Raw genomic sequence first — 13219 nt, forward strand, 5'->3', positions numbered from 1 at the left:
GACTGCGACTGCGACTGCGACTGCGACTGCGACTGCGACTGCGACTGCGACTGCGACTGCGACTGCGACTGCGACTGAATACTAAACTACTGTGGCAAAACAGGTGGTCTCATTCTATAAGCTCCACTTGACAAACTCATGATAAAATCTTCTAAAGCGATTAGTTCTGATTGGCTTAAATCTAATTTTTTGATCAGTTTTGATGTTGTTGGAAACAAAGTGTCGTTTAGTTGATTTTCTTTTCTTTTCGGCTGAGGCATTCCAGCGTTGTAAATATTTAGGACGCCTCGCAAATTTGGAAATAAACCGTTGTGCATATAAGGTGCATTTTGAGAAACGCCTCGTAAAGATTGTGTTTTAAATTCGCCAACATTTTCGGCTTTTCCAGTAACATTGTATCTTCCTAAATCTTCATATTGTCTGCCGTAATAGGTTAAACCTACATTGTGAAATTTATTATCTGCAAAATTGGCTGTGTTATGACAATTAATGCAACGTGCTTTGGTACGAAATAAATGTAATCCCTGAACTTGTCTGTTGGTTAATTGAGTAGAATCTCCTTCAATGAATCTATCAAATTTACTTTTTGGACTAATTAATGTTCTTTCGAAAGTGGCAATCGCTTTTAAAATTTCTTCTTGTGTTAGTTTCTCTTTTCCGAAAGCCTTTTTAAAATACGGTTTATAGCCTTTTATTTTATTTAAACGTTTTGTTGCTAAATCGATATGAAAGTTCATTTCTTTAGCATCTTGAATTGGAAAACTTACTTGATCTTCTAAAGTTGCGGCTCTTCCATCCCAAAAGAAGACTTTAGAATAGGCAATGTTCATTAAACTTGGTGCATTTCGGTTCCCTTGTTGTCTGCCTTCTCCGTATGAAACTCTTCTGGCATCGCCCCAATTTAGTTCGGGATCATGGCAATTGGCACACGAAATCTGACCAGATTTGGATAATCTCGGATCAAAGAAGAGCACTTTACCCAATTCGGCTTTTTCTTCGCTATACGGATTGTCTTTGGGAAATTCAGGTTTGCCTAAAAGCCCGATGTCTTCAAAACCTTGGGTGTAAACTATAGAGTCAACTTCAGGCTTTGGCCATTTTTGATAATCGCCACTGCTGTAAAGTGCTTTTAATTCTGAAATTGAAAACTCAGGTTCAATTTTAGAATAGGATAAAAGTAATATTGAAAATAACATTGCTAAAACAGCAATCAATTTTGTTTTCATTTTAATAATTTAATTGTACACCCATTTGAATCCAATAGGTGGTATTCGTGTTAATGCTGACTGGATAATCAGTTTGTTTTTTAAGTGCGATTTTCTCTTTTAAATTGGTAAAGAAAACCACTGTTTTGTTGTTTTTTGTCGGATAGCTGTATTGTAAACGCAATGCTGGAGCAAAATAATTGGTGGTGTTTACGGCGTAATCGTAAATAATCACTTCATCAAAAAATCTAATATTGGTTCCGCCAGAAGTATCGTAATATTCCAGTTTTGATGGAAGTGGGAAGTACATATTGAAACTTGTAGTTACATTTAATTTACTTTTAGTGAAAGCAAAATCCTTACTTCCAAATATTCCCGTATTCAACGAATTTAATTCGATATGCGATGTGGCCAAAACATCCTCATATTCATTTTGCTGATAAAGTAAATCTAAACCAACTAAGTAATCGATTTTAGAACCTGTTTTTTTGGAAAGTGATGTTGTCCAGTTTATTTTATTTAATGAACTGGTATAGTTGTAACCATTGCTTTGTTTGTCAAAATTTTTTGCATCACTTTGATCGAATTTTAAAGTGGATTGTATTTCTTTTTTATTCCATTTATGAAAGGCAAACAATTCTGCGTGATTGCTTTTTGTTTTAATTTTCATTCTTTCACTTGCTGATAAATCAATATTGTTGGTATAAAAAATATTATTGGAATTCTTAGAGTAATATAGGGCAGTAAAAATTGAATTTTTGCTTTTAATCGTATAGCCTAACCCAATTTTATCTACAATATCTTGGTATAAATACCCAGCCCCAGAAGATTTAAAATAATTCAATATTCTGCCGTAGCCAGCATTAAAACGTAAAAAGGTTTCTGGATATGCTTCGTAGTTTAAACTGGTGTTATTGTAAGTGTAATTAAAATCTTTTTGGTTTTCGGCATAACTACCTAAAACAAATGCTTTGTGATTTTGTGAAATTTGATAACCAATTTGTATTTCTCCACCCAAATTTCTGTTGGTGATTTGAGATCTTGCGTCTAATGTTCTACTAAATTTTTCTGCACCATAATTGGCCTTCACAGCAACAGATAAATGATTGGTGATCTCTTTGGAGAAACCGCCGCTCAAGGCATAAACCTGATTGTCCCAATTGGCGTTTCTGGGAACATAAAAATAATGTGGACTAATAACTTCTTGTTCTTCGGAGCGATCATCAGTAAGCACCCATCCAAGATTTTTTTCTAATACTTTTTTAATGGCTAGATCACCAAATAATTTCCATTTGGATTTTGTTGTAAAATAGCCTTGTGCAGAAAATTGATACGTATTGACTTCGCTAGCAATCTGTTTTCTTGCGAATTCATTTTGCTGATGTTCATACGAAACTTCATTAAATGTAAAATCTTTAATGGTAGAATTTGTATAAGCAATAGGATATTTAAAAATTTGATTTTTGATCTGATTGTCAATAAGATGATTTTGCACTTTTATAGTATCTTGTGCATTCGTATTAAGAACGAAAAAAAACAACAAAAGAAGTAATGCCCAGGATTTCCAGGCATTACTTTTAATGTGATTTATTTTAATTTTATTGATTTTCATTAAAGAAAATTTTAGTTAAATCCTCTTGGATTTGCTGTTACTTCTACGAAATCATTTGTAGAATTGTTAGTGTCCTGAAGAATAATTCTTCCTGCAACTGTAGTTTTAGTTTTTCTCATTACCGATTTTGAAGAATACGCTCCAGAAGGAAGGTATGTATTTCCTCCATCAATTTGAGAAGGTAATTTTTTAGGAACTAGACTTGAGCCTAAGTCTTTTGTAGTATCAACACCATCAATAATAACACTAATTGGAATTTGAAGCGCTAGGTTGGCATCTCCTTTAGGGTTTTTATATTTTTTCAATGCTGCAAACTCAGCATTAGTCATTTTGAAAATAACGTAGCCATGTCTTCCGTTTGAGTCTAATATCATATCATTGTTGCTATTTCCCCAATAAGCGATATCTACATCTGGAACAGCAGGATTTTGAATATCATATTGGTAAAGATCACCAGAATAAGTTCCTAAAAAGGACTCGAAGTCAGCAGTACTTAAATCTACAGTTAATTCTGGGTTTAGAATACTAACAGATTTACCTTTATTGTCAACATAGTTTGCTTGATGATTAAGAGCATTTTGTGCTATCACAATGCTTTTACCAGGTTGTACTGGATATTCTGTGCCACTTCCTGGAATTTTGATAATGTTTAAGGCATAAACAAAATTTGTGTTGGCTTCGCTGCCCATTGTCATACCTTCAGATTTGCTCCAATCGAATTGTCCGTTTGGTAAAGAATAAGCTAAAACAGTAGTTGCAGTAGATCCAGTTAATAATGCCATATATAAACCATCTGCATACTGAACTGTGTTTGAGTTATTATAAATTTCGATAAACTGATCTCTAAAAATAGCTCCTTTTTTAGTGTCAGATCCGCCGTAGTAAATTTGTTTAATGACAAAGTCACCCACTTTAGAAGTTTTCATTTCTACATTTAGAGTAGTTGCAGTAGCATTTACAACAACACTACTTTCGGCACCATTAAAATTAATTTCAGTTTCTGTTGGAGTATATCCAAAAGTCTCAGTAAATTCAGCGGATTGAATCACTTTAGTAGCCGTAACAGAATAAGTCCCAGGCAAAATTTGTTTAAAAAGCGCAACACCATTTTCATCAGATTCTACAGTATATTTATTTGCTGTTTCTGTGTTAATAATAGTTACACTTGCTTTCTTTACAACCAGACTGTTGAAAGTAGCATCATATTTAAGTGAAATGCTGAAGTCGATTGGTTTTAATGCTTCACTTTCGTTATCATCATTGCTACAGGATTGAATTATTAATGCAAAAAGCAATATAAAAATAGAGAGTGTTTTTTTCATAGTATATAGATTTAAAATTGATAATTAAGTCGGGTTCCAAATGAGAAGTCTGCGATGTCATACATACTTCTAATATTGTCTTTGTAGTAATAAGGTTTTAGATTTAAAAAATTGGTAGAATAGAATGACACACTAAATCCGTTTAAGAAATCTTTTGAAAGACGCAGATGAAAATTATGCAGCATATCTTCAAGTTTAGTTTGCGTACCTGTGAGAGTTCGAATAATGTGACCGTATTTTTGCGAATCTGTACGATCTGCTTCTGGAATTTCATGATAAACCAATTGAGAATCTAAGTAACCATTCGGAAATTTACTCGTAGCACTATATGAAGTTCGTAATAGAGTATGCTCGCTTCTTAAAGACAATAACAAACCTACTTTCGGAATATGATAACTGAAGTTAAAGCTCGCAGTAAAATTTTCATTTGTTGTAGGCATTGAAGGATATACTCCATATTTTTCTACCATTAGCAAATTGGTAGAACCGTAATAATTTATGGTTTTACTATCATCTTTAGATTTCACATAAGATGCATTCATACTAATGTCAAGATTTAATGCCTTGATTTTTTGGAAATTGATCATAGTTTCAATACCCATATCACTAGAATTAGTTTTGTTTTGAATGCTGTTTGTTATATAATATAAATTTTCAGTCCCAACAACTTCATAAGTAGGCATTTCTGTTCCGTTTGTAATAATATTCACTTTTGGAATTTCTTTAGATACAGGAATCTGTTGGCCAAAAAAGCCATTAGTCAGTTTGTTGTAATATCCAGTTAAGTTTACATTGGCAAAAGGAAGATTGATATCTACACCACCTTCTGTTTTGTACGATTTGGAAGGTTTTAAATTCAAGTTATCTCCAGAAGTTACTACAGTTAAAATCCAAGCTTTTTGATAAACACCAGGATTTACATAAATTCCGTTGCCTAACAATCTGTCTAAGTAGCGGTCTCCTGTATATAATTGATTCAGAGAAGGCGCTTTAGATGATAATCCAAATCCACCTCTAACTCTAAAGGTTTTGTTGAAAGAATAAGACGAGTTGATACGCGGTTGTAATGATATGTTCCCAGATTGGTTTTCATATCGAACTCCATAATCAATATTTAAAATTTCGTCTTCTTTAAATTTTTTATATACGCGGTCTTCTAGATAAGCTGAAAACTGAGTTTCAGTTCTCGTTCTATTAAAGTCATAATCTCTATAGCCTAGTTTAGTGTCGCCTCCATCATCAAGGACATAATAATTTAATAAACCTACTGCGCTGCTTTTTCTTCCTTCTCCTTTGTTGGAACTTGATCTTCCAGATAATCCAAATGACAAACTGTGAATCCAATTGGCTTTACTGGTAATTGTTTTTGTGGTTTCGAGATTCACAAAAGTTGAAATCGGAATTCCCTCAACCGTACTGATACTAGTATATTGCGATGGTAGAATGAAAGCGTCATGTATTCCTTCTTCTCTAGAATCAGTAGCAGCGGTTAAAGATCTATTGACCCATCTTTCTCTTCTGGAGAATTGTCTGTCATAAGAGAAACCACTATTTATATTGATACCATCCAACCAAAGATTCGAAGGTTTCCACATCAAATTATTAGAAATAGAAATCCCTTGCTTTTCATTTTTTACGACGTCCGCAGAAATTTTATCAGGATCATGTTTTGCATCATCAAGATTAGATCTTAAAGATAGATTTAGTGTGTTTTTTATTTTAGAATGTTTATCTGTAGTTTTCCATGCCAAACTTCCGCTAACCCGTTGATAATTCAGTAAATTATCTCTTGGATCTGCTTTTGAATCCAGAAAATTGAATCCAAAATTCATAGAGTTATTTTCGTTTAGTTTAACTCCTTTTGTTAAATTCACTTCGCTTGTTGCATCTCTTATAGAAGCCGAAACTCTATACGGACTATTTCCAACTTTAGTAGTGATCAAGACAAGTCCTGAAGTCAAATCTCCATATTTTGCAGAAGGAATTCCTTGAATAACTTTTATCTCTTCAATGTTATTGGTTGAAATTTCCCTAAGATCCACACCCAAATTTGGATTGTTGAATCTGTTTCCATCTTTTCCAAAATCATTGGCTGCTCCAGAAGGTGTATTCGGACTTAAGGCCTGCATATTTTCATTGTTTGAAATCGGAATATCATTTATCATGAATGAAGTTCCAAAAGCCTTGGCATCTTTAAAGGTTGAGGCAGTTCTGAAAGTAATGTTTTTATACGCGTTTAGACTAAAATCTGCGGTAGTCTGCCCTGGAAGTTGTTGCAAAACATCATCTAAAGAAAAGGCCTGAACGTTATTAATAGCATTTATACCTAAAGTTAATTCAGAATATTTACGCTCTTTATTGGCTGTAACTGTTACTTCTTTAAGGTGCAGTGTGTTATCTTCCAAATAAACGGTAACGGTGTTCTGCCCGTTTTGTAAAGTTTGATTAATTTCTTTTTTACCAAGAATGGAAAAATTTAATTCAATATCCTGAAAATAGGGAATGGTTATGCTGAAATTCCCATCTTTATCAGAAATAGTCCAGTTTTCGGTTTTGGTGTCACGAACAAAAACACCTGACAATGAAGTACCTGTTTCCTTCGATAAAACCTTACCGGAAATTGTTTTTTGAGAAAAAATTACTTGAGTAAATAAGAGAAGAATTGTAATAAAACGCATCTGTATTTAATTAGAACGAATAAAAATAGTGATGCAAAAATATCAATAATTCTTTGTGAAGCAATACAAAATAAGGGATTTGTAAAATTGTGAAAGTACTCTTTTGTGAGAAAATCAAATGAAATGACTTTCTAAATTAGGAAGTTAGTCCTTTGAAAAGCAAGGGAATACTCTTTTTTTGTTTTTGTAAGAATAAAGAACAAGACTTTTTAACATGCGATGTAGGTTTGATGTATTGCAAAACAAACTATTTCTTGTTAATTTCGAAGCATTTTTTGGGTTTACGGTAGTTTTTCTGAGTTGTTTCCATAAAAAAAGAGCCAGAAAAATTTTCCAGCTCTTTAAAATATTTAAGATAAATCTATTCTCTTTATTCTATTTTCTATGCTCTAAAAAGAAATTAATCCAAAGATTCAGTCAATTTTCTGAAAACAGATTTCGCATCTTTTCCTTCGTATAAAACTGCATAAACCGCATCGATAATTGGCGTTTTGGCACCATAACCTTGATTTAATTTATAGGCACTTTTCGTGGCATAATAACCTTCAGCAACCATACTCATTTCCATCATAGCACTTTTTACAGTATATCCTTTTCCAATCATATTTCCGAACATTCTATTTCTTGAGAAAACAGAATATCCCGTAACCAATAAATCGCCTAAATAAGCCGAATCATTAATGTTACGTTTCATTTTATGTACTTTACGAATGAATTTCTTCATTTCGCGAATCGCATTACTCATCAAAACCGACTGGAAGTTGTCGCCATAACCTAAACCATGTGCAATTCCGGCAGCAATAGAATAGATGTTTTTCAACATGGCAGCATATTCTGTTCCGATAATATCATCTGAAATTTTGGCTTTGATGTAATTTCCAGAAAGTGATTTTGCGACCGTTTTCGCTTTATCAGGATCACCACAAGCAATCGTTAAGTACGAAAGTCTTTCTAAAGCTACTTCTTCGGCATGACAAGGACCTGTAATTACTCCGATGTTGTAGTATGGAATATCGTATTGAATATGAAAATGCTCACCAACAATCAAACTTGTTTCTGGAACAATTCCTTTAATGGCAGAAAAAATAATTTTATTAGATAAAGAAACCGTCATGTTTTGCAATTCGGCATCTAAGAAAGCAGAAGGAATAGCAAAAATGATATAATCTGCGTATTCGATTGCTTCGTTTATATTGCTGGTCAATTTAAGTTTGTTGATGTCAAATTCAACAGAGCTTAAATAATTCGGATTGTGTTTGTATTTCTGTATATGTTCGATTGCAGATTCATTACGCATGTACCACGCAATTTCGGAAAGATTAACGCATAACATTTTTGCAATTGCCGTTGCCCAGCTTCCTCCTCCAATTACTGCAAATTTTAACTTTTCGCTCATTATTTTATTAATTTGAAACAAAAGTACTTAATAATGTGCTAATAAAGCAAAATCTGTTTTAAGAAATTTGTCAAAGCCTCTCTGGATCGTTTTCTTTTAAAATAAATGCGGTTGAATTTCAGAATACATTTTAGCTTTAAAGTTAAAAAAATAGTATTTTTGAGAAATTTCGTTCAATTATGATGAGTAAATATTTGACCCTTATTTTAGTTTTTTCAACATTCTATTCTTCTTCCCAAACTATGGAACCACTTTATTTCGATGCCAATTGGAAAAATACCACCAAAGAAAATGCTTCTTTCTACAGAATGCAACCTTCAAAAAAATCAGATAATTTAGTTTTAATAGAAGATTTCTACAGCAATAAAAAACCTCAGTTTCAGGCATATGCTTTTCAGGATAATGAAGATGATTATGTAGGTGATGCGGTTTGGTTTGATGAGAATGGTTTCGATTCTTCTTCATATCAGTTTTATAACTTCTCTGCTGTTCCCAATTTGGTTTATTATTATCCGAATGGTAAAAAGTTTAAGTCTGTTCAATACAAAAACGGACGAAAAGATGGTGAAACTATTATTTACCATGAAGATGGAACCGTATTGATGAAGGGAAAATATGAAGCTGGAAAACCTATAAACGGCGATTTTGAAGAAGTTGTAAATTGGGATAATTATAAATTTAACAGAACAGATTCTAAAACAGAAAAAGAAGAACCTCTGAGAACTATCGAAGGCATAATTCTTCGTGAAGAAACTTCAGAAGAAAAAAGAAAAATTGTAAAAAAGAAGATATTTTGGATAAACTCCAAACAAATTGCGCAGGAAATTTGGTACGATATTGCAAACAGTTATACAGAATCTTTCAAGCAGATCAATTACGACAAGTCTGGAAAAATTTTGCAGATGATTGATGAGAAAGATTATGTACAATACAGTCGTGAGATTTCGAATGGGATTGTTTTCGATTATTATGTTCAGAATAAATTTGCTGTTGCGATCAAGTCGAAAACCAATTATAAAAACGGACAAAAAAACGGCGAAGTAATTCACTATTATCCAAATGGGAAAGTTCTGGAAGTTGGTCAATATTCTGAGGGAGAATTAGATGGAGATCAAATCGAATACAATGCTGACGGAAGTATAAGAGTCAAAAGAACTTATAAAAAAGGACAGCCTTTTGCAGGTAATTTTGATGAGAAATTTGCAAGCGATTTAAGTATTAATCAAAATTATGTGAATGGCGTAAAAGAAGGCGAATCGATTGTAAAAGACGAGTCTGGAAATGTTGTTGCAAAAGGAATTTATAAAGATGATAAACCGTTTAACGGAACATTTGTCATCAAAAATGAAAAGGAACAAAACGAATTAATCAATGTTTCTGACTACAAGAAAAATGGCGTACAGAAAATCTTTAATTACTATCTAGATGATCCTGTTAGAACCTACACTATGGTAAACGACATTAAAAATGGTGAAACTGTTTTTTACGATAATAGAGAAGTGATTGGAAAACTCGAATACAAAAATGATCTACCGTATGAAGGGAATTTAGTGGAAGCTAAACAGAATACCATCTACAAAAAAGGAAACGTTGTAGAAGAGATTTACTATAGAAGTGAATACGATAAAAAAGAAGAAAGTAATGTTGTAAAAACAATATATTTTGAAAACGGAAAAAGGTCAAAAATCGTCGATAAATCTTTTTTAATTACTTCAGATAAACAAGAATTCTACACTGGAATTTATAAAAATGACCAGCCTTTTTCAGGTTATTTTGCTACAGATTTTAATGAATTTAATTATGTTGATTATTATGAAAATGGAATTATCAAATACCAATATTCCAATAACTATTTAGAAAATCTTGAAAAGTATGAATATCCAAATTATAATATCAAATCGACTTATAAAGACGGAAAAATAATCGACGGTCCAGAATACATAAAACTAGACCGTCAGTTTATTACCAAAAATTGGAAAAATGGAGTACTGAAAAGTTTTGACTTTGATGTTTTTGCCGTGCATTATTTTAATCGATATCATTTTGAATTGAAAAATAATGCGATTGAATTGGAAGAATTTAGCAAAAAAATAAAAGGAAAAATTGTTTTAGAAAAAGTAAATAATAAAAACGTAGGCAAGTTTAGTATTAGTGGAAAATTACTTGCAACAAGCTCATCAGTAGAAGTTGACGAGACAATCCCATCAGAAACGGGAAGTATTTTGTACTATCAAACAGCAAATAAAATTGAAGCCAAGTTGTTTAAATCAACAGAAGAAAATGATGAACAAAGAAGATACGCCGAAATTTTTAGTACTGTATTTAGTTCGTACTTAGATCATAACAAAACAATTGAAGAAAACTTTTATTTGTTTGCTGCAAAAATGTCTTCAGAAAAAGATGTTGAATTATTATTTGGAAATGAACTCAAAGGAAATCTTATTGCAGGTTTAAGAATTGATGAAAACAAAAAAACAGAAATTGGAACTCTGATTCTTAAAAATAAAAGCAATTCGTATGATTTAAAACTGTTTTACAAAGAAAAAGTTTTAGAAGAAAAAAAGAATGTGGATTTGAAAAATGTCAAAAGAGAAATTGAAAATCTGAATGAAATATTGAATGCAAAAATGAACTAAAACTTTAAATAAAAAGCGGTTTTACGATTGCAATTTAAATCTTAAAAAATATTTTTATTTCCATACAATAAAACACAAAACAGAACGTTGTAAGTCTTTATAAATTAGAATTTTAATGAATTTAAAAAGATTTGAGTTAGTTAGTTTTGTTTTAGTATTTTAAAAAGGCGTTCCTATTTACATAAGAACGCCTTTTTTTAATTTTCAGTCGCAGTCACAGTTTTCAGTGATCTGCTAAACTGCAAACTGGCACTGAACACTGCGACTAGTAAGAAAGTTCTACAATAGATTTTACTTTATCTAAAGTCACTAATTGATTTTCTCCTAAACCTTTCCAACCTCTTTCATCAAAACGTTTTACGATGAAATCTGCTGTATTTGAATAGTCGTTTGTGTATTGAGAAAGTTTCGTATCCATCCCCATAGTATGGAAAAACTCAACGGTTTTGTTGATTGATTCTTTTGCTACTTCGTCATCAGAACCCGTTAAATTGAAGATTCTTCTTCCGTATTGGGCTAGTTTTGCTTTTTTAGTTTCAAACATTACGGTGTACAAACTCGGACCGATAATCGCCAAAGTTCTAGCATGATCAATTTCGTAAAGAGCAGTCAATTCGTGACCAATCATGTGCGTTGCCCAATCGCTTGGAACACCTTTCTGGATTAATCCGTTTAAAGCCATTGTACAGCTCCACATAAAGTTGGAAGCCAAAGTATAATCGGTTGGATTTTTTACTACGCCTGGACCAACTTCAATTAAAGTTTGCAAAATTCCTTCGGCAATTCTATCCTGAAGAAAAGCATCTGTAGGATAAGTCAAGTATTGCTCCATCACGTGCGTGAAGGCATCTACAACACCGTTTTCTAATTGTCTTTTCGGTAAAGAAGCAATTACAGTTGGATCACAAATAGAGAATTGAGGAAACAAAGCGCTTCCGCCAGAAGATAATTTTTCCTGAGTTGCTTCAATCGTTACGACATAACCAGAATTCATTTCGCTTCCGGTTGCAGGAAGGGTCAAAACAGTTCCGAAAGGCATGGCGTTTTCTTTAATTAAAATTCTCTTTTGTAGAATATCTAATGGATTTCCATCAAAATTAACGGCAGCCGAAATAAATTTCACACCATCAATTACAGATCCACCACCAACAGCCAGAATAAAATCGATTTTTTCTGCTTTAATCACATCAACCGCTTTCATCAAAGTTTCAAATCTCGGATTCGGCTCAATTCCGCCAAATTCTACAATTTCAAAACCTTTCAGATTGTTGATTACTTGGTCGTAAATTCCGTTTTTAAAGATACTTCCACCGCCATAAGCCAAAAGTATTTTAGCATTTTTTGGAACTAAAGTCGAAAGTTTTTCAATTTGTCCTTTTCCGAAAACTAAATTCGTCGGATTGTATAATTCAAAGTTTAGCATTTTTTTTTTAAGGTTCTAAGATGCTAAGCTACTAAGGAACTAAGTTTTCCTCTTTAACTTAGCATCATTAATTATTTAATTTTTTTATTAGTGAATAAGGTTTAGGTTTCAAGTTTCTAAGAGAAAACCTTAGAATCTTAGCGCCTAAGTTCCTCAGCACCTTGTTTTAATTCAATTTTTGTAATAATTTGCCAGCAACCAATTTAGACGATGCAGGATTTTGACCTGTAATTAAAAGTCCGTCAGCTACTGCGTAAGGTTGCCAGTTTGGTCCTTTAGAGAAAATTCCTCCGTTTGAAGCTAAAGCATCTTCCAATAAAAATGGAACTACTTTTGTTAAACCAACTGCTTCTTCTTCCTCGTTTGTAAAACCCGTTATTTTTTTACCTTTTACTAAATATTGTCCATCCACTTTTACGTTTTTCAAAACGGCTGGAGCGTGACAAACAAAAGCTACAGGTTTATCATTTTTATAAAAAGATTCAATCAAAGCAATCGAACTTCTGTCTTCCACTAAATCCCAAAGCGGACCATGACCACCTGGATAAAAAACAGCATCGTAATCTTTTTGGTTAATTGTTGAAAGTTTCAAAGTGGTTTTTAATTTTTCCTGTAAAACGGTATCAGCATCAAAACGTTTAGTGTCTTCTGTTGCCGAGGCTGGATCGGCACTTTTTGGATCAATTGGTGGTTGTCCTCCTTTTGGAGATGCAATTGTAATTTCAACTCCCTGATCTAATAATTCATAATATGGTGCAGCAAATTCTTCTGACCAGAATCCTGTTTTTTCTCCTGTATTGCCCAGTTTATCATTGCTGGTCACAACAAATAATACTTTTTTCATTTTCTTTTTATTTGATTTTTGAGCCTCAGCAGAAAAGCTTATGGCTGTAAATGCAGTTATTGCGAATAGTGCTATTTTCTTCATAAGATTAAATTTTCAACAA

The 13219-nt window shown here is 32.6% G+C and carries 8 protein-coding genes; 1 reads left to right on the plus strand and 7 read right to left on the minus strand.

Annotated features, from left to right (window positions below; genetic code table 11):
- Positions 1-86 precede the first annotated feature (86 nt).
- From NQQ59_RS18150 to NQQ59_RS18170, 5 genes are all read right to left on the minus strand, one after another.
- On the minus strand, positions 87-1226 hold the full coding sequence (locus NQQ59_RS18150) for a cytochrome-c peroxidase (protein ID WP_144216875.1): 1140 nt from the start codon (positions 1224-1226) through the stop codon (positions 87-89).
- A gap of 1 nt (position 1227) precedes the next feature.
- On the minus strand, positions 1228-2817 hold the full coding sequence (locus tag NQQ59_RS18155) for a DUF6850 family outer membrane beta-barrel protein (RefSeq protein WP_144216877.1): 1590 nt from the start codon (positions 2815-2817) through the stop codon (positions 1228-1230).
- Between the two features lie 11 nt (positions 2818-2828).
- Positions 2829-4139 (minus strand): DUF4876 domain-containing protein, encoded by a 1311-nt coding sequence (locus tag NQQ59_RS18160; RefSeq protein ID WP_144216879.1) that lies wholly within the window; start codon positions 4137-4139, stop codon positions 2829-2831.
- 11 nt (positions 4140-4150) lie between these two features.
- On the minus strand, positions 4151-6817 hold the full coding sequence (locus tag NQQ59_RS18165) for a TonB-dependent receptor (protein WP_144216881.1): 2667 nt from the start codon (positions 6815-6817) through the stop codon (positions 4151-4153).
- Between the two features lie 400 nt (positions 6818-7217).
- Complete coding sequence (locus NQQ59_RS18170) at positions 7218-8213, minus strand: NAD(P)H-dependent glycerol-3-phosphate dehydrogenase (protein WP_144216883.1); 996 nt, start codon at positions 8211-8213, stop codon at positions 7218-7220.
- A 242-nt stretch (positions 8214-8455) separates the two neighbouring features.
- On the opposite strand from NQQ59_RS18170, the gene NQQ59_RS18175 reads away from it, so the two are divergent.
- The gene (locus tag NQQ59_RS18175; protein WP_186296608.1) at positions 8456-10849 is read left to right on the plus strand and encodes a toxin-antitoxin system YwqK family antitoxin; all 2394 of its coding nucleotides are present in this window, start codon (positions 8456-8458) and stop codon (positions 10847-10849) included.
- A gap of 265 nt (positions 10850-11114) precedes the next feature.
- On the opposite strand, the gene NQQ59_RS18180 is transcribed toward NQQ59_RS18175, so the two are convergent.
- The gene (locus NQQ59_RS18180; RefSeq protein WP_144216887.1) at positions 11115-12272 is read right to left on the minus strand and encodes an iron-containing alcohol dehydrogenase; all 1158 of its coding nucleotides are present in this window, start codon (positions 12270-12272) and stop codon (positions 11115-11117) included.
- Positions 12273-12438: 166 nt separating this feature from the next.
- The gene (locus tag NQQ59_RS18185) at positions 12439-13200 is read right to left on the minus strand and encodes a type 1 glutamine amidotransferase domain-containing protein (protein WP_186296609.1); all 762 of its coding nucleotides are present in this window, start codon (positions 13198-13200) and stop codon (positions 12439-12441) included.
- Positions 13201-13219: the final 19 nt, after the last annotated feature.

Source organism: Flavobacterium panacis (assembly GCF_024649945.1).
Classification (GTDB): domain Bacteria; phylum Bacteroidota; class Bacteroidia; order Flavobacteriales; family Flavobacteriaceae; genus Flavobacterium; species Flavobacterium panacis.